General features: G+C 73.2%; 18 protein-coding genes and 5 pseudogenes. 12 read left to right on the forward strand and 11 right to left on the reverse strand.

All coding sequences use genetic code 11. The annotated features are described in order from the left end of the window. Position 1: 1 nt before the first annotated feature. The 3 genes from U6N30_RS13785 to U6N30_RS13795 all read left to right on the forward strand — a co-directional run bounded on the left by U6N30_RS13785 (position 2) and on the right by U6N30_RS13795 (position 1,231). The gene (locus U6N30_RS13785) at positions 2–403 is read left to right on the forward strand and encodes a LysE family translocator (RefSeq protein WP_324277714.1); all 402 of its coding nucleotides are present in this window, start codon (positions 2–4) and stop codon (positions 401–403) included. Next, positions 400–633, forward strand: coding sequence for a hypothetical protein (locus U6N30_RS13790; protein ID WP_324277715.1), 234 nt, complete (start codon positions 400–402; stop codon positions 631–633). Before U6N30_RS13785 ends, U6N30_RS13790 begins: the two co-directional genes overlap by 4 nt. 337 nt (positions 634–970) lie before the next feature. Continuing rightward, positions 971–1,231: a hypothetical protein gene (locus U6N30_RS13795; RefSeq protein WP_324277716.1), complete on the forward strand. Its 261-nt coding sequence runs from the start codon at positions 971–973 to the stop codon at positions 1,229–1,231. Here U6N30_RS13795 and U6N30_RS13800 read toward each other — a convergent pair whose 3' ends face one another. Both U6N30_RS13800 and U6N30_RS13805 read right to left on the reverse strand, forming a co-directional pair. After that, positions 1,232–1,459 (reverse strand): VOC family protein, encoded by a 228-nt coding sequence (locus U6N30_RS13800; protein WP_324277717.1) that lies wholly within the window; start codon positions 1,457–1,459, stop codon positions 1,232–1,234. It lies immediately after the preceding gene. A gap of 201 nt (positions 1,460–1,660) precedes the next feature. Beyond that, positions 1,661–1,834: a LuxR C-terminal-related transcriptional regulator gene (locus U6N30_RS13805; RefSeq protein ID WP_324277718.1), complete on the reverse strand. Its 174-nt coding sequence runs from the start codon at positions 1,832–1,834 to the stop codon at positions 1,661–1,663. Between the two features lie 987 nt (positions 1,835–2,821). Here U6N30_RS13805 and U6N30_RS13810 point away from each other — a divergent pair. After that, positions 2,822–3,052, forward strand: a complete 231-nt coding sequence (locus U6N30_RS13810) for a hypothetical protein (protein WP_324277719.1) — start codon at positions 2,822–2,824, stop codon at positions 3,050–3,052. A 7-nt stretch (positions 3,053–3,059) separates the two neighbouring features. Here the strand turns inward: U6N30_RS13810 and U6N30_RS13815 are convergent, their stop codons facing one another. Further along, the gene (locus tag U6N30_RS13815; protein WP_324277720.1) at positions 3,060–3,476 is read right to left on the reverse strand and encodes a hypothetical protein; all 417 of its coding nucleotides are present in this window, start codon (positions 3,474–3,476) and stop codon (positions 3,060–3,062) included. 50 nt (positions 3,477–3,526) lie between these two features. Here U6N30_RS13815 and U6N30_RS13820 point away from each other — a divergent pair, with 50 nt between their 5' ends. The 8 genes and pseudogenes from U6N30_RS13820 (at position 3,527) to U6N30_RS13855 (ending at position 9,826) form a co-directional block, all read left to right on the forward strand. Beyond that, on the forward strand, positions 3,527–4,729 hold the full coding sequence (locus U6N30_RS13820) for a MalY/PatB family protein (protein WP_324277721.1): 1,203 nt from the start codon (positions 3,527–3,529) through the stop codon (positions 4,727–4,729). Positions 4,730–4,887: 158 nt separating this feature from the next. Next, positions 4,888–5,082: pseudogene (locus tag U6N30_RS13825) on the forward strand (glycerophosphodiester phosphodiesterase); the annotation flags it as partial. A 23-nt stretch (positions 5,083–5,105) separates the two neighbouring features. Beyond that, a pseudogene (locus tag U6N30_RS13830) lies at positions 5,106–5,465 on the forward strand (glycerophosphodiester phosphodiesterase family protein); the annotation flags it as partial. 426 nt (positions 5,466–5,891) lie between these two features. After that, positions 5,892–6,458 (forward strand): lysophospholipid acyltransferase family protein, encoded by a 567-nt coding sequence (locus U6N30_RS13835; RefSeq protein WP_324277722.1) that lies wholly within the window; start codon positions 5,892–5,894, stop codon positions 6,456–6,458. A 167-nt stretch (positions 6,459–6,625) separates the two neighbouring features. Next, on the forward strand, positions 6,626–7,885 hold the full coding sequence (locus tag U6N30_RS13840; RefSeq protein ID WP_324277723.1) for an MFS transporter: 1,260 nt from the start codon (positions 6,626–6,628) through the stop codon (positions 7,883–7,885). Then, positions 7,882–8,700, forward strand: coding sequence for a thymidine kinase (locus U6N30_RS13845; protein ID WP_324277724.1), 819 nt, complete (start codon positions 7,882–7,884; stop codon positions 8,698–8,700). Before U6N30_RS13840 ends, U6N30_RS13845 begins: the two co-directional genes overlap by 4 nt. Positions 8,701–8,831: 131 nt before the next feature. Next, positions 8,832–9,176 carry an RNA polymerase-binding protein RbpA gene (locus U6N30_RS13850; RefSeq protein ID WP_089336610.1) on the forward strand — a complete coding sequence of 115 codons (345 nt, stop codon included), beginning with the start codon at positions 8,832–8,834 and terminating at the stop codon, positions 9,174–9,176. Positions 9,177–9,268: 92 nt separating this feature from the next. Beyond that, a complete protein-coding gene (locus tag U6N30_RS13855; RefSeq protein ID WP_324277725.1) occupies positions 9,269–9,826 on the forward strand; it encodes a dihydrofolate reductase family protein in 558 nt (185 codons plus the stop codon). On the opposite strand, the gene U6N30_RS13860 is transcribed toward U6N30_RS13855, so the two are convergent. The 8 genes and pseudogenes from U6N30_RS13860 to U6N30_RS13900 form a co-directional block, all read right to left on the reverse strand. Then, positions 9,823–10,347: an FxsA family protein gene (locus U6N30_RS13860; protein WP_324277726.1), complete on the reverse strand. Its 525-nt coding sequence runs from the start codon at positions 10,345–10,347 to the stop codon at positions 9,823–9,825. The two genes, U6N30_RS13855 and U6N30_RS13860, sit on opposite strands and share 4 nt — an antisense overlap. Further along, a complete protein-coding gene (locus U6N30_RS13865; protein ID WP_324277727.1) occupies positions 10,340–11,125 on the reverse strand; it encodes a polyprenol monophosphomannose synthase in 786 nt (261 codons plus the stop codon). Before U6N30_RS13865 ends, U6N30_RS13860 begins: the two co-directional genes overlap by 8 nt. Then, on the reverse strand, positions 11,122–12,162 hold the full coding sequence (gene lnt / locus U6N30_RS13870) for an apolipoprotein N-acyltransferase (protein WP_324277728.1): 1,041 nt from the start codon (positions 12,160–12,162) through the stop codon (positions 11,122–11,124). Before lnt ends, U6N30_RS13865 begins: the two co-directional genes overlap by 4 nt. Before the next feature lie 106 nt (positions 12,163–12,268). Continuing rightward, positions 12,269–12,922 (reverse strand): annotated as a pseudogene (locus U6N30_RS13875) (hypothetical protein); the annotation flags it as partial. 388 nt (positions 12,923–13,310) lie between these two features. After that, on the reverse strand, positions 13,311–13,700 hold the full coding sequence (gene kal / locus U6N30_RS13880; RefSeq protein WP_324277729.1) for a 3-aminobutyryl-CoA ammonia lyase: 390 nt from the start codon (positions 13,698–13,700) through the stop codon (positions 13,311–13,313). Positions 13,701–13,731: 31 nt separating this feature from the next. Continuing rightward, positions 13,732–14,442 carry a lysine 5,6-aminomutase subunit beta gene (gene kamE / locus U6N30_RS13885; protein WP_324277730.1) on the reverse strand — a complete coding sequence of 237 codons (711 nt, stop codon included), beginning with the start codon at positions 14,440–14,442 and terminating at the stop codon, positions 13,732–13,734. Continuing rightward, a pseudogene (kamD, locus tag U6N30_RS13890) lies at positions 14,435–15,756 on the reverse strand (lysine 5,6-aminomutase subunit alpha). Before kamD ends, kamE begins: the two are co-directional and overlap by 8 nt. A 163-nt stretch (positions 15,757–15,919) precedes the next feature. Beyond that, a pseudogene (locus U6N30_RS13900) lies at positions 15,920–16,015 on the reverse strand (hypothetical protein); the annotation flags it as partial. Positions 16,016–16,077 lie beyond the last annotated feature (62 nt).

Genomic DNA, 16,077 nt, shown 5'->3' on the forward strand with positions numbered 1-16,077 from the left:
GGTGTCGCTGCCGGCGTTCCTGCTGGCCGTGCTCCTCATCTCCGCGTCGCCGGGGCCGGCGATGGCGCTGATCGTCCGGCGGGCCGCGCTCCGCGGGCTGCGGGCCTCGGTGCCGACCGTCCTGGGGCTGGAGCTCGGGATCTACGCCTGGGCGCTGTTCGCAGGCGCCGGCTTCGCGGCGCTCGTCGCCGCCTCGGAGGCCGCCTACGTCGTGCTCCGGATCGTGGGTGCGGCGGTGCTGCTCTACCTCGGTGGGCGGGCCCTGCTGGCGGCGTGGCGGGACGGCGGGGAGGTCGCCCCCGAACCGCCGCTCCGGGCCGCGCCGGGCCGCCGGTCGTGGTGGACGGCCTTCGGCGAGGACTGGTCGTGCAGCTGGCGAATCCCAAGGCTGCCGTCTTCATGATCGCCTTCTATCCGCAGTTCGTCCCGGCCGACGGGCCGGTCTTCGCGACGACGGCGCTGCTCGGGTTGCTGCAGATCACCGTGGAGACCGGGCTCTACCTGGCGCTGGCCGCCGGCGTGGCGCGGGCGGGGACGTGGTTCCGCCGGCCTCGGATCCGTCGCCGCCTCGAGGCGGTCAGCGGCACGGTGCTGGTCGGCCTCGGTCTGCGGGTGGCCGTCACCAGCCGGTGAGTCAGTTCCCGGGCTTCACTGCCTTGCCGCGCGCCTGCTCGGCGTCGTCGGCCTCGTAGGCGCCCGGTACGGCGGACGGTCTCCCCGCGTCGTCGGTGCCCGGCGTGGCGGGCTTCGCCGTCAGGTCGTCCGGCCCGGGGAGGGGTGCCTCCGGGGTCGGCGCGTTCGTCGGTGTCCGGTCGCTCCTCGGTCATGCGTGGTCCGCTACCCGCCCGGAGCCGCTGGAACCCGTCCACGACCGGGTGCCTGACCGTGCGGATCCGGAAGCAGCGTGCCAGCATCGACGCCGCCGGAGGGGACCCGGACCCGGCCACCGCCAGCAGTGGAGGAACGATCGGTGAGCACCTACCGGTACAAGCCCAGCAAGCCCCTGGCCGTCTTCGGAGCGGTCTTCGGGGCGGCGATCGGTGGTGTTCGGGCTCGTCCGCATGCTGGACGGCGGCGCAGCCCGGGACGGCGGGGGCTGGCCTTCCTCGTCCTGTGGTGCGTCGCCGGTCTCGCCATCATCGGCTTCAACCTGTGGGCGGCGTTCGCGAGGAACGGCTCGCTGGCCACGTTCTCGCGCGTGCCGGACGACGAGGACGGTCCGGCCCGCTGATCAGAGTTGCTGCGTAAGGTTGACCACGTTGCCGTCGGGGTCCCTGATGTGGGCCACCCGCTGGCCCCACGGCATGTCGTTGGCCCCGCCGCCCGGGTCGCCGCCGAGATCCGCCACTCTCGGCAGCAGCGCGTCGACGTCGAGCACCTCGATGCCGAGCAGCATCCGGCCCGGGTCGCCGGGCGTGGCGTCGGAGTCCGACGACAGACCCAGTTCGGCGTCCCCCACGCCAGGCCGACGTAGAAGACCGGACCGTCCTCCGGGAAGCGCATGACCTCCCGGGCGTCGAACAGGCCGCTGTAGAAGGCCCGCAAGCGCTCGAGATCGCTGCTGACGATGATCGGCCGGATGCTCGACGGCATGGTGCCTCCTGTCGTGGGGACGCGGGCTTCCTCCTGGTGACGCCGGGGCGCCCGGGAAGTCATCGGCTCACGGGAGCCCGGCGTCGTGGACCAGCAGCGCCACCTGCACCCGGTTGGCGGCCTCCAGCTTCGCGAGCAGACGGAAGACGTGCGCCTGCACCGTCGCCACGCTCATGGACAGCTCGCCGGCGATCTGGGCGTTCAACAGCCCGCGCCCCCGTACCCGAATGACCTCCGTCACAGTGACGAAAGGGGCGCCGTGAGGTGTTCCCTCGAGAACCGTGGGCACCGGGCCGTGCCCGGGTCGGCGACGGGCATCGCGTGCGGGAGACTGCCGACCGTGTCCTCCTATGACGGTGCACCGAGCATCCGGGTCGACGTCGAGCACCTACCGGGTCGTCGGTACCGCCTGTGGCTGGACCCGGGGAGTCGCATCCCCGCGTCGCACTCGGCGAGCTGCGGAGCACGCGCGAGCTGGGGCCGGAGTCCCGGCGACTGGTCGCCGAGCGGCTGGGGCTGCTGACCGACGGGTGGTTCACCGTCGACCTCCGGATGCCGCCGCCCGAGGACGTGCGCTCCGGGCGCCGGGTCGTCGTGCCGACCGGCAGCGGAGGTCGGGCGCACGGAACGGGTCGTCGACTGGGTCGACGGGGGTGTTGCCGTCGACGTCGACGATCCCGACGGTCAGGACCACGGGATCGGCATCTACGCCTACGAGGAGGTCGGCTTCGTGCCGGAGGACCCAGCCGGCCGATGAGTTGACATAATGTGCATTATCGGCGCAAGACGTCAGGCCCAGAAGGGGCCGTCTGAAGCTCCACCACCACGCGCCGGACGACGCCACCGATCTTCCCTGACCGTCGGTCAGAGCCGGCTCCGCAGTCGTCGTCGTCCGCGTGGTCTTCGCCGTCCCTCTTCGTCGTCCTCACCTCCCGCCGGCGGGCCGACCGCCGGACAGCGCAACCGGCCGACGTCCGGTACGTGGCGAGCCGGCCCTGATCGCGTCGACTCCCCGTTAGTTGATCATGACCATCGTGATCATGATCGTCGCCTCGATGATCAGCACAGGCGTCGGATGCGTCCGGTCGGCGCCGCGTGCCCCCGGCGGCCGAGGGCGGCCACCTTCCCTGGTCCACCTGCCCCTGGTTAATTACGTCACCGTGACGTAATGCAGGTGGTGTCGGTGGCTCGACGGGCGCGAACCGCCGGCTGTTCGTAGGGTCGATGCATGCGCATCCGACGTCCGATCGCCGCCCTGTTCACCGCCTTGGCGCTGTTCGGGGGTGGCGCCACGATGACCGGCTGCGAGGCGGCCGGCCAGGACCAGAACGACGGAACGACGGACGAAGAGGTCGAGGAAGTCGACCCGGAGGACGCGGACCGCGAGAACCTGCCGGACAACAGCAACCCGGATCCGGAGGACGCCGGCGACGACGGCGACGAGCAGGACCCGGACTGAGCGACGGTCAGCCGGACCGCTCGCTGACCCAGAGCCGGTCCAGCCGGCCCGTGGATCGGATGAGCTCGGTGAGCTGACGCTCCAGCTCGGCCTTCGTCGGCTTCTCGGTCAGCAGCGTCTGGGCGTCCTCGAGCGCGCAGCGCAACTGGTAGAGCCGGTCCTGCAGCCCGTCGAGCTCGTTGCGCGACACCAGGACGACGTCCCCCGGAAGACCTGCCTTCGCGGTGGCGGAGCGCTGCTCGTAGGCGCGCTGCCGGCAGGCCTGCCCGCAGTACAGCCGCGGGCGTCCGACCGCCCCCTGGGACGGCAGGACCCGGCGGCACCAGCCGCAGCGCCGCTGCTCGTCGCTCCCCGGTTCGGGATCGCTGTCACGGGGAGCTCTGCCGTGGTGCCGGCCGCGTGTCGTTCTGCCACGACTGCGCACGGTAGACGCCTGGGACGACAGCATTCCGGGACACGCCAAGGAGGAGCGCCATGGACGCAGAGGTGAATCCGACCGGCCGAGCGCCCGACGGGCCCCCGATCGGCTTCGACGCGCTGTCCGAGGACTCTCTGCGGGCCGCGGGCAGCCTCAAGTGGACCCGCTACGGTGCCGCGATCGGGGCGTTCGTCGCCGAGATGGACTTCGGCACGGCTCCGGAAGTCACGGCGGCGCTGCACGACGCGGTGGACCGCGGCCGGCTGGGCTACCTCACCACCGAGGCGGCCACCGACATGGCCCGGGCCTGCGCCGACTGGCAGCGGCGACGGTACGGCTGGCAGGTGCCGCCGGACCGGATCACGCCCCTGGCCGACGTCGTGGCAGGCCTGCAGGTGGCCATCGAGCGGTTCACGCCGCCCGGCAGCGCCGTCGTGCTGCCCACGCCGGCCTACATGCCGTTCCTGGCGGTCCCCGGCCTCCTGGGCCGCGAGCTCGTCGAGGTGCCGATGGTCGAACGCGACGGCCGGCCCTCCTACGACCTCGACGGGATCGCCCGGGCCTTCGCCGGCGGCGCCGGGCTGCTCGTCCACGTCAACCCGCACAACCCGCTGGGCCGGGTCTTCAGCGCCGAGGAGCAGCTGGCGCTGGCCGAGGTGGTGGAGGACGCCGGCGCCCGCGTCTTCTCCGACGAGATCCACGCGCCCCTGGTCCTGCCCGGTGCGGCGCACCGGCCGTACGCGTCCCTCTCCCCGGTCACCGCCGGCCACGCCCTGACCGCGACGTCGGCGTCCAAGGCGTGGAACCTGCCGGGTCTGAAGGCAGCCCAGCTGATCCTGACCAACGCCGACGACGCCGCCTCCTGGGAGCAGGTCGGCTTCCTCTACACCCACGGCGCCTCGACTCCCGGCGTCCTCGCCGCCACCGCCGCCTACGACTCGGGCGGTCCGTGGCTCGACGGCGTCCTGGCGTACCTGGACGGCAACCGACGTCATCTGGGCGCCCTGCTGGCCGAGCACCTGCCCGAGGTCCGCTGGCGCCCGCCGGAGGGCACCTACCTCGCGTGGCTGGACTGCCGGGAACTCCGGCTGCCGACGTCGGCCGGCGCGTTCTTCCTCGAGCGGGCCGGTGTCGCGATGGTCGACGGCCCCGAGTGCGGTGCCCCCGGCGCGGGGCACGTCCGCCTCAACGTCGCGACCCCGCGGCCGGTCCTGACGGCGATCGTGCGGCGCATGGCCGACGCCGTCCGGCGGGGCTGACCACTGGCGGCCCCGGAACCGAGCGGGGCCTGTCGGCAGCCCTCCCGCCGGGCACTAGCGTGGACGCCGTGCCCGCCGTGCATCACGCCTTCCTCGACGGGCCGACCCCGTTGGCGATGGCCCACCGCGGCGGTGCGATCGAGCACGTCGAGAACACCATGCCGGCCTTCCAGGCCTGCGTGGACCTCGGCTACCGCTACCTGGAGACCGACGTCCGCGTGACCGCCGACGGCGTCCTCGTCGTCTTCCACGACGCCACGCTGGAGCGGGTCACCGATCTCACCGGACGGGTGGAGGCCCTGACCTGGTCGGAGATGTCCCAGGCCCGCATCGGTGGCCGGGAGCCGATCCTGCGCTTGGAGGACCTGCTCGGCGCATGGCCGGACGTGCGCTTCAACCTCGACATCAAGGCCGCCGGGGTGCTGGCGCCCCTGGTCCGCATGGTCCGGCGCCTGGACGTCGCCGACCGCATCTGCCTGGGCTCGTTCTCCGACGCCCGGATCGCGGCGGCCCGCCGGCTGTTCGGCCCGTCGGTGTGCACCAGCCTGGGGCCCCGTGGCGTCGCCGCGCTGCGGCTGTCCTCCTACTCCCCAAGGCCGCCGGGCTCGTCCGGATCCAGGCCGGCTGCGCCCAGGTGCCGCTGCAGCTGGGCGGTCGGGCGCTGGTCGACGAGCGCTTCCTCGCCGCCGCCCACGCCCGCGGGCTGCAGGTGCACGTCTGGACCGTCGACACCGAGGACGAGGCCACCCGCATGCTGGACCTGGGGGTCGACGGCATCATGACCGACCGGCCGGCCATGATGCGCGAGCTGCTGGAGAAGCGCGGCCAGTGGTTCCCGCGGTGACGCTCGCGGCCCGGGTGCGCAGCTGGCGGCCACGCACCCCCGCTCTCCCGGACGACCTCGCCCGCCTGGTGCGGCCCGAGGATCCGGGTGGTTCGCACGCGAGATGGCCATCGCGGCCGCCCCACCGTGGTGGTTCTGGCGCTTCGTCCTGCGCCGTTTCGCCTGGCTCGTGAGCATCTTCGGGCGCGTCGAGGTCAGCGGCGGCGTGCCCGAGGAGCTGCGGGACGGGCCGCTCCTGCTGGCGGCCAACCACATCGGGGACTTCGACCCGTTCGTCGTGGCCGTCGCCCTGCACCGGATCGGTGTGGTCCCCGCATCATGGCGACCGGCGGCATCATCTCCGCGCCGGTGGCCGGTCCCCTGCTGGAGCGCACCGGCGCCATCCGCGTCGAGCGCGGCACCGAGCTGGCCCGCCACGCCGTTCGCGTCACCGAGGTCGCCCTGGTCTCCGGAGGGCACGTCGTCGCCTACCCGGAGGGCCGGGTCGGGTTGGCCGCCGACGGCTGGCCCGAGCGGGGGCGCACCGGCATGGCCCGGCTGGCGCTGGGGCTGGGCGTCCCGGTCATCCCGGTCAGCCAGTGGGGCGCGCACGAGGTGCTCCAGTACGGCAACGACTGGGGCAAGCTGCGCACCGCTGTCCGCGCGATCGTGCGGCGGCCCGCGCTGAAGGTGCACATCGGCCCGCCCGTGCGCCTCGACGACCTGCAGATGGGCCGAGTCGGCGACGCCAACCGGGCGCGCTACCGGATCGCCGCGGCGATCACCCGCGGACTCGTGCCGTTGCGGGCGGCGGAGCGGGAGCGGCCGGCCTTCATCGACCCCACCCGGCCGACGACCGCCGTCGCCGCGTACCCCGGTGGCGTGGTTCCCGAGGGCATCCCGTGACAGCACATCAGGTGACGCGGACGACCCGGTGCTGGACCCGCCGTCCGGCGGCTGGAAGCCTGCGCCGGTGACCACCGCGCCGCCCTCCACCGGAGCCGGGCCCGCCGATCCCCCGTCGGGGACCCCTGAAGCGCGAGCGCTTCGGCTGGTACTCCTACGACTGGGCCATGTCGGTCTTCAACACCTCGGTGACGACCGTCTTCCTGGGCCCGTACCTCACCGCCATCGCGCGCGACGCCGCCGGTCCCGACGAGCGGCTGTCGTTCCTCGGCCTGTCCATCGCCGCCGGCAGCTGGTTCTCCTACGTCCTGTCGGCGTCGGTGGTCCTGCAGGTGCTGGTGCTGCCGCTGACCGGTGCCGTGGCCGACCGCACCGGCCGCAAGCGGGAGATGCTCACCGGTTTCGCCCTCCTCGGCGCGCTCGCGACCACGGCCCTGTTCTTCGCCGGCGACGGCCGGTGGCTGATGGGCGCCCTCCTCTTCATCCTCGCCAACATCAGCTTCGGCGCCGCCACGGTCGTCTACTACTCGTGGCTGCCCGACCTGGCCGGTCCCGACGACCGGGACAAGGTCTCCAGCCGGGGCTGGGCGTTCGGCTACGTCGGCGGGGCGCTGCTCCTCGCCGTCCACCTCGGGCTCGTCGTCGCCGCCGAGGACCTGGGGTTGAGCACCGGCGAGGCGGTGCGGATCTGCCTGGCCACCGCAGGCCTGTGGTGGGGTGCGTTCACGCTGTTCTCGGTGTCCCGGCTGCGCAACCGCCCGGTCGCGGCCTCGGCGATGCGGTCGGGCAGCAGCTTCCGGCAGCTGGCCACCACGTTCCGGGAGATGCGGGCCTTCCCGCTGACCCTGTGGTTCCTCGGCGCCTACCTGCTGTTCAACGACGGCGTCCAGACCGTGATCTCGCTGTCGGCGACCTATGCCACCGAAGAGCTGGACCTGGCCCAGGACGTGCTCACCGGCGCGATCCTGATGGTGCAGGTGGTGGCGATCTTCGGGGCGCTCGGGCTCGGCCGGCTGGCCGGGCGCTACGGCGCCAAGCGGGTGGTCCTCGGTGCCCTGGTCGCCTGGATCGGCGTGCTGTTCGCCGCGTTCTTCCTGCAGACCGGGGCGGTGGCGCAGTTCTACGCCCTCGCCGCCGTCATCGGGCTGGTGCAGGGCGGCACCCAGGCGCTGTCCCGATCGCTGTTCAGCCAGCTCATCCCGGCGGGCAAGGAGGCCGAGTACTACGGCTTCTACGAGATCAGCGACCGCGGGACCAGCTGGCTGGGGCCGTTGGCCTTCGGGCTGACCTACCAGCTGACCGGCTCCTACCGGCTGGCGATCGTCAGCCTGGTCATCTTCTTCGTCGGCGGCTTCATCGCGCTGGCGGCCCTGCCGATGCGCCGCGCGGTCCTCGCCGCAGGGAACACGCCTCCGGAGCGTCTGTGAGCCTCGAGGCCGACGGGGCGGCCGCGCAGGGCGCCCGCCCCGCGCTCCTCCCTGCGCCGTCGTCCGTGCCGGCGTCCGGCGACCGCCGGCGGCACCCCGCACCGGCTCATCTGCGGTTCTTCCACGGCCCGATGGACTGCGGGAAGTCGACGCTGGCCCTGCAGGTCGACCACAACCAGCGCCGGCAGGGCCGGCACGGCGTCCTGATCACCCAGGGAGACCGCTCGGCCGCGCCCCGGATCAGCTCCCGGGTGGGGCTGGCCCGCGCGGCGACCGAGATCGACGCCGGCACCGACCTGCACCGGCTGGTCCGCGACCGGTGGGCCGACGGTCACCGGGTCGACTACCTGATCGTCGACGAGGCGCAGTTCCTCACCGGGACCCAGGTCGACCAGCTCGCCCACCTCGTCGACGACTGGCACGTCGACGTCTATGCGTTCGGTCTGACCACCGACTTCCGCACTCGTCTGTTCCCCGGCACCCAGCGGCTGCTGGAGCTTGCCGACGACGTGCAGCGCGTCCAGGTGGAGGTGTTGTGCTGGTGCGGGCTCCCGGGGCTGCTGAACGCGCGCATCGTGGACGGTGCGATGGTCCGCTCCGGCGAGACGGTCGTGGTGGCCGACACGGCGCCGGCCGAGGCCGTCGGGGAGGTCCCCGACACCCCTGGCGTCCGCTACAAGGTGCTGTGCCGACGGCACTACGTGCGGGGCGAACTGGGCCCCACGCCGGCCGGGCCGGGGCAGCTGGCGCTCCCTGACCCGTCGGGGTCACCCCTCCGAGGGCCCCCGCCCCATGTTTCTGACTCCATGCGATGATGGACAACTGATTCGGCGGAATCCTTCCGCGATTTCTGTCGTTCATCTCAGTGACTCCCCGGTTCGTGGGTATGCCCCCGTCGCCGGACATCGAGTCGCGACCGACACCACGAACGAGAGGACGGTGTGCCATGGGCGAGCGTTCCCTGCGCGGCAGCCGATTGGGCAGCGTCAGCTACGAGACGGAGCGGAACACCGCGCCGATCGACCGGCAGTACGCCGAGTACCGGTGCCCGTCCGGTCACCTGTTCACGGTGCCCTTCGCCGACGACGCGGAGCTCCCCGACACCTGGGAGTGCAAGTTCGACGGCTCCGCGGCCAAGCTGGTCGGTGGCGCCGAGCCCGCGCCCAAGAAGGTCAAGCCCCCGCGCACCCACTGGGACATGCTGCTCGAGCGTCGCTCCGTGGAGGACCTCGAAGAGGTGCTCGCCGAGCGGCTGGACGTGCTCCGCGGCCGGCGGACCCGCGCCAGCTGAACCCAGCAGTGCCTGACGGCCCCGGTGGAGCGATCCACCGGGGCCGTTCCGCGTCCGCGATGAGTTCACCGGTCCTCCGGGGTCATACCGGCATGACACGCGTGATCGCCGGACTGACCCTCTCCCTGGACGGCTTCTTCGAGGACGCGGACGGCAGCATCTCGGCCCTCTACAGCGACTTCGACGACCTCCGGGATTCGGCCTACATGAAAGCGGCCCAGGCCGAGACGGGCGCTGCCCTCATGGGACGGCGCTTCTTCGACATGGCTCCCGACCCCGACGGGTACGCCGACGGGTACGAGTTCCAGGTGCCGATCGTGGTCGTGACCCACCGGCAGCCGGAGCGGCAGCCGAAGCGCAACGACCAACTGTTCTTCACGTTCGTGACCGAGGGAGTCGAGGCCGCCGTCGGTCAGGCGGCCGAGCTGGCCGGTGACAAGGCGGTGACCGTCCTCGGCGGGGCGGACCTGACCCGGGAGCTGCTGGCCGCCGGGCTGGTCGACGAGCTGCGCGTCGACGTCATGCCGGTCCTCCTGGGAGGAGGACGGCGGCTCTTCGACGGCCTCCCGGCCGGCTCCGTCCGCCTGGAGAAGCTCGGCGTCGACGAGGAGGGCACCCGGACGACGCTCCGGTTCGCGGTGCTCCGCTAGGCGGGTGGGCGTCCGTCGGGTCCGCGCACGACCTCGCCCTCGATGACCAGGCGCGAACTGCCGGAGCCGTCGGGGCGCAGGTCCCCGGCGCGGGGCACCTCGGCGGTCCGGACGCTCTCCACCCGCACCGGTGGCCGCAGTCCGACCGGCAGCCGGGCAACGACCAGCCGCGTCAGGGCGCCGCGCACCAGGCTCCGCGTGCCCGGGAGCAGGCAGAGCAGCCCCACCACGTCCCCGATGAAGCCGGGCAGCACCATGAGCAGTCCGCCCGCGGCGACCAGGCCGGCGTTGCCGAGCTCCGTCCCCGGCGAGCGGCGGGTGCGGGCCCGCTCGCGGAGGTCGGCCAGCGCGCGCGTCCCCTGCCGGGCCAGCAGGATCCACCCGAGCACGCTCGTGGCGAGCGTGGCGAGGATCGTCCAGCCGACCCCGATCCACTGCGCCACGAGGACGAAGACGACCAGTTCGGCCAGCACCAGCAGGCCCGCGACCGTCCGGATCCGGCGCCCCACGGCGTCACTCATGCTGTCCTGCCTCTCTGTGCCCGGCTCTCGCCGGCACCGGACGGCGGGCGAGGCCCGGCAGCCAGTCGGCCAGCCGGTCCCGCAGCCCCCACACGGTGACCCGTACCAATGCCTCCCTAACGATCGAACCGCTCATCTTGCTCCTGCCGAACCGCCGCTCGGCGAAGGTGATCGGCACCTCCACCACGCGCGCCCCGGACCGGACCGCCCGCCACGCCCAGTCGACCTGGAAGCAGTACCCCTGGCTGGCGACGTCGTCGAAGGGCAGCCGCTCGATCAGCTCGGTCCGCGCCGCCCGGTAGCCGCCGGTGGCGTCGCTCAACGGGAGGCGCAGGGCCCAGCGGGTGTACCGGTTGCCGGCCCGCGAGAGCAGGAGGCGGTGGATCGGCCAGTCGGTCACCCCTCCTCCGGGCACGTACCGCGAGCCCAGCACGAGATCCGCCGTCCGCAGCGCGGCCAGGAGGTCCGGGAGCTGCTCGGGGGCGTGCGAGCCGTCGGCGTCCATCTCGACGAGCACGTCGTAGCCGTTCTCGCGGCCCCAGCGGAAGCCGGCCACGTACGCCCGGCCCAGCCCCTGCTTGGCGCTGCGGTGCAGGACGTGGACGCGGTCGTCACGCGCGGCGAGCTTCTCCGCGAGGTCCCCGGTGCCGTCGGGCGAGGCGTCGTCGACCACCAGGGCGTGCGCCTCGGGCACGCTGTGGCGCAGCCGGTCGAGGATCGGCTCGAGGTTCTCCACCTCGTTGTACGTGGGGACGATGACCAGCACGCGCTCGCTCACCGGGCCGCCCGCCGCTGACGGCGCGCACGCACGCCCGGCCAGGCGGCCGCCAGCAGGGCGGCGACGCCGACAGCGGTCACCGTCCACTCAGGGACCGAGCCGAGCCGCCGCGCCACGGTCGAGGAGCTCCGCTCGGCGATCGACTCGACGAAGACGTCGGGCGTGAACAGCTCCGAGGACTCGGCGATCGACCCGTCCGGGGCCACGATCGCGGAGATCCCGCTGGTGGCCGCCACCACGACGGTGCGACCGAACTCCACCGCCCGCAGGCGGCTCATCGCCAGCTGCTGGGCGCTCTCGTCGGTGTAGCCGAACGTCGCGTTGTTGGTCTGGACGACGATCATCCCGGCTCCGCCGTCCACGACGTCGTGCACCAGGCCGTCGTAGACCACCTCGAAGCAGATCAGGTCGCCCAGCCGCACGCCCCCGACGTCGAGCACCCCCACCTCGTCCCCGGCGATGAAGTTGCGACGCACGAGGTCGACCTTGTCGCTGAAGAAGCGGAAGAAGTCGCGGGCCGGGACGTACTCGGCCAGCGGCACGGGGTGGCGCTTGACGTAGGTGTCCCCCGGCCCGTCGGCGGGGTCCCAGACGATGGCGGTGTTGCTGAGGAACTCGCCCGGCCCCTGGACGACGGCCCCGACCAGGATCGGCGCCCCGATGGCCGTCGCCGCCCGGTCGATCTGGCGGGCGGCGTCGGCGTTGGTGTACGGGTCGATGTCGGAGCTGTTCTCCGGCCAGATGACGGCATCGGGTTGCGGCTCCTCCCCGCCGCCACCGCCTCGGCGAGCTCGAGGGTGCGCTGGACGTGGTTGTCGAGCACGGCACGACGCTGGGCGTTGAAGTCCAGCCCGGCCCGCGGCACGTCGCCCTGGATGACGGCGACCGTCGACGTGGGCCCGCCCGCGGTGAGCGACGGCCCGGGCAGCGGCAGCCAGGCCAGGGCCCCGACCAACGGGACCGCGAGCGCGGCGACGAGGAGGAGGCCCACGGTCCGCAGGACGGGTCCACGCTCCCCGCTGTTCCTGCCGTCCCACGGGCCCGTCCCAGGGCTCGGGCCACGACGAGGACCATCGCGGCCAGCAGAGCGCCGGTGAGGGCGACGGCGAAGCTGACCAGCGGCACGCCCCCGTACGCGGCGAGCGCCAGGAGTGGCCCTTCCGTCTGGCTGAAGCCGAGCCGGCCCCAGGGGAAGCCGTCCAGGACGAAGCGTCCCCGGAGGGCCTCGTCGGCGACCCAGAGGGCCGCGGTCCAGACCGGCCAGAAGCGCAGCCGGGAGGTCAGCGCCGTCGCGCCGCCCAGCAGCGCCAGGTGCACGGCCTCCCAGACGGCCAGGGCGAGCCACGGGAAGGCGCCGACGTAGATGCCGGTCCAGGACAGCAGGGGCACGAAGAAGGCGAGTCCGAACAGGAGGCCCAGCCACAGCCCCGAGCGCACCCGCTGCCTGTGCACCGCGAGGGCGAGCGCCGCCGGCCCGAGCACCGCCAGGCCGACGAGGTCGTAGCCCGGGAAGGCGAGCACGAGCAGGAGGCCGCCTGCGATCGCGATCAGACTGCGCCAGGGCCAGGCCCGAGCCCTGCGGGGCTGCGTCGGTTCCTCCGGCGGCGGCAGCGGCCGCGTCAGCGTGCCGACCGCCGGCCGCCCTGCTCCTGCCGGCACCCACAGCCTCCCGGAACCGCTCCGGTGCCCCCGGGGGTGGTCCCCGTCACCGGTCACTCCCCGAGCCGGTCGGACGGGGTCCGGACCGCCGCGCCTCGGCTGCGGTCCTGACCCAGCATCCCATCCCTGGCCGCGCATGCGGCCGTAAGGCCCCGTCCCGGGCCCCGCCCTGAGCTTGCGAAGGTGGGGAGGACGGGGTCCTTTGTCAACCGGGTCAGCGGCCGGCAGGTGCTCCGCGCCGTCTCCGCGTCTTCGGGCCGGACGGCCGGTCGCTGGACGCGATCGGCTCGACCGTTGTCTGATGACGCCGATCCGAGCAGGCCCCGCCGGGGTGGCCGGTCCGCGTGCCCCCGGCCGGTCCGCGCGCTCCCTCGACCCGGCGTGACCGGAGGACGTCGCGGCTCGATCCGGAGGGCGCAGGCTGGTGCCCCCGAATGGAACTGCAGCGACTGTAAGAACTCCGTGCGCCTGCACGCGTACTTACGGTGACTGCGGGAGCTACTGTGGCTGAATCGTTATCCGCCCGTCAAGGGCCCGGGACGACCAGCGTCGCCGTCGCCTCCACGACCGGCAGGGGCGGTTCCAGCACCCCGGCGGCGGACGGGCCCCGCTCCGGCTCGGCCCGGGCGACCACCCGGGCGGTGCAGCGCAGCTCGCGGCTGCGGCGACCGATCCGGACCACTTCGCACGTCGCCTCCAGGACGTCACCAGCGCGCACCGGCCCCAGGAAGGACACCTCCGAGTAGCCGGCGAGCAGGCCCTCGTCGCCGTCCATCACGATCGCCACCTCCGTCGCGACATCACCGAACAGCCCGAGGGTGTAGGCGCCGTCGACCAGGGCGCCGCCGTAGTGGGCGTGCGCGTACGGGACGTACCGGCGGTGGGTGACGGTCAGGCCGAGCCGGGGGTCGGTCATGGTCGTACCTCCTGTGGGACGAGGGCGGATATCAGGTAGCTGGCCACCTCGCCGGGCGTCGTCCCCCGGCCGAAGACCTTGTCGACGCCGAGGTCGGCGGCCATGGCGGGGTCGAACCGGGGGCCGCCGACGACGAGCAGGGGCCGGTCCTCCCCATCGCCTCGCGGAACGCCGCGGCGAGCTCGCGGGTGTTGCGCAGGTGCGCGTCCTTCTGCGTGACCACCTGCGACACCAGGACGGCGTCGGCGCGGGCGGCCCGGGCCCGCGCGACCAGCTCGGGCACCGTCACCTGCGCCCCGAGATTCGTCACGGCCATCTCGCGCAGGTACTCCAGGCCCTTCTCCCCCGCGAAGCCCTTGACGTTGAGGATCGCGTCGATGCCGACCGTGTGGGCGTCGGTGCCGATGCACGCGCCGAGGACCACCAGCTTCCGGTTCAGACCCGTCCGGATGGCGGCGTTGATCTCCGACGACGACAGCAGCGGGTAGGCGCGCTCCTCGACGACGACGGCGTCGAGGTCGACCAGGTGCCGCACGCTGCCGTAGACGACGAAGAAGGTGTAGCCGCTGTCGATGGCGTGGCTGTGCACGACCATCGCCGGCTCGAGCCCCATCTTGTTGGCCAGCTGCAGCGCGGCGCCCTCGGCCTTCGGCCCGGCGGGGACGGGAAGGGTGAACGACGTCTGCACCATCCCGTCGCCGGTGGTGTCGCCGTACGGGCGGATCACGGTCCCGTCAGGCATCGGACCCCTCCAGCAGCTGCAGGGCCGGGTTGTAGGCGTCGGGCCCGGTGACGACGACGCCGTCCAGGCCCTTGCCGCCGTCGGCCGGGCGCTTGGTGATGCCGAAGGTCCCGTCGGCGATCGCCTGGATGAGGCCGTCGGGGTGGTCGGCGATCCTCTCCAGGAGCGCCACGGCCTCGGTGAGCACCGTGTGTGCCCGCTTGTCGATGAACCCGCCCGGGGGCGGGGCGAAGTCCTCGGCGAGGTTTCCCGCGGAGTTCAGCACGTAGCGGACGTTGCGCAGTGCCAGGTCGCGGTCGGACAGCCACGGCGTGACGACCGCCTCGGTCATCATGCCGACGAGCAGGATGCCCTGACCGGTGAGCGCACCGGCCAGGTTGAAGAAGCCGTCGAGCAGGTAGCCGCGGAACACGTCGCCGGTCATGTGCTTCGTCGGCGGCATCCACTTCAGCGGCGCGTCGGGGAAGAGGTTCCGGGCCAGCAGCGCGTGGGCCAGCTCCAGCCGGAACGACTCGGGGACGTCAGGGTCGATCTCGAAGGCGTGGCCGAGGCCGAGCTGCCAGTCCTCGAGCCCCGCCTCCTTCGCGAGCGTCTCGTTGAGCAGCTGGCTGACGGTGACCGTGTGCGCCTCGTCGACGGCGTCGGCGGTGGTGAGGTAGTTGTCCTCGCCGGTGTTGATGATGATCCCGGCGCGGGCGTGCACCATCCGGCTGAACCGCTGGTCGACGAAGGTGCGCCGCGGGTTGATGTCGCGGAAGAGGATCCCGTACATCGCGTCGTTGAGCATCATGTCCAGGCGCTCCAGACCGGCCAGGACGGCGATCTCGGGCATGCACAGGCCGGAGGCGTAGTTCGTCAGCCGCACGTAGCGGCCGAGCTCTGCGCTCACGTCGTCCAGGGCGGCCCGCATCAGCCGGAAGTTCTCCTGGGTGGCGTAGGTGCCCGCGTACCCGGTGCGGGTGGCGCCCTCGGGCACGTAGTCCAGCAGGGACTGGCCGGTCGACCGGATGACGGCGATGACGTCGGCACCCGCGCGTGCGGCGGCCTGCGCCTGGGGATGTCCTCGTGGATGTCGCCGGTGGCCACGATCAGGTAGATCCAGGGCCGCCGCGGCGGGTCGCCGTGGGTGGCGACGAGTTCCTCGCGGCGCCGCCGGTTGGCGTCGATGCGGGCGATCCCTGCGGCCGCCGCGGTCCGGGCCGCCTGCCGTGCCTGCTCGGCCGCCGCGCCGGAGGGGATCGCGAACCGGGCGGTGCCGGCGCCGACGTCCTCCGCCAGCTGCTGCAGGGTTCCCCGGACGCGAGCGTGTGCCACACCGGCAGTGCGACGCCGGACTCCAGTCCCACCTGCTCGCGGACGGCGTCCACGACGCGGTTGGCCCAGGGCACGCGGTCCTCCAGCCTCCCTCCCCCGTCACCGGGTCCGTCCCGGTCAGGCCGGCGAGCCGCAGCACCGCCCGCTCGACGGAGACGGTGGTGTGCCGGTGCGCCAGGTCGATCACCGGCTGGGCCGCTCGCGCAGCCAGTTCCCGGGCGCGGACGACCAGCGCCGGGTCGAGGGGCAGCGTGCTCATGGCAGGTCTCCGATCGGTTCGCCGCCGACGAGCAGGCCGCGGCAGGACGGCACCGCGCGTTC

The sequence above is a fragment of the Blastococcus brunescens genome (genome assembly GCF_035320885.1).
Classification (GTDB): Bacteria; Actinomycetota; Actinomycetes; order Mycobacteriales; family Geodermatophilaceae; genus Blastococcus_B; species Blastococcus_B brunescens.

Coding starts and splice junctions, on each gene's coding strand:
- U6N30_RS13835 (WP_324277722.1), top strand. CDS start 5,892: ATGGCGACCGGCGGCATCATCTCCGCGCCGGTGGCCGGTCCCCTGCTG.
- U6N30_RS13810 (WP_324277719.1), top strand. CDS start 2,822: ATGCGCATCCGACGTCCGATCGCCGCCCTGTTCACCGCCTTGGCGCTG.
- kamE (WP_324277730.1), bottom strand. CDS start 14,442: ATGCCTGACGGGACCGTGATCCGCCCGTACGGCGACACCACCGGCGAC.
- kal (WP_324277729.1), bottom strand. CDS start 13,700: ATGACCGACCCCCGGCTCGGCCTGACCGTCACCCACCGCCGGTACGTC.
- U6N30_RS13820 (WP_324277721.1), top strand. CDS start 3,527: ATGGACGCAGAGGTGAATCCGACCGGCCGAGCGCCCGACGGGCCCCCG.
- U6N30_RS13840 (WP_324277723.1), top strand. CDS start 6,626: ATGTCGGTCTTCAACACCTCGGTGACGACCGTCTTCCTGGGCCCGTAC.
- U6N30_RS13855 (WP_324277725.1), top strand. CDS start 9,269: ATGACACGCGTGATCGCCGGACTGACCCTCTCCCTGGACGGCTTCTTC.
- U6N30_RS13860 (WP_324277726.1), bottom strand. CDS start 10,347: ATGAGTGACGCCGTGGGGCGCCGGATCCGGACGGTCGCGGGCCTGCTG.
- U6N30_RS13790 (WP_324277715.1), top strand. CDS start 400: ATGATCGCCTTCTATCCGCAGTTCGTCCCGGCCGACGGGCCGGTCTTC.
- U6N30_RS13850 (WP_089336610.1), top strand. CDS start 8,832: ATGGGCGAGCGTTCCCTGCGCGGCAGCCGATTGGGCAGCGTCAGCTAC.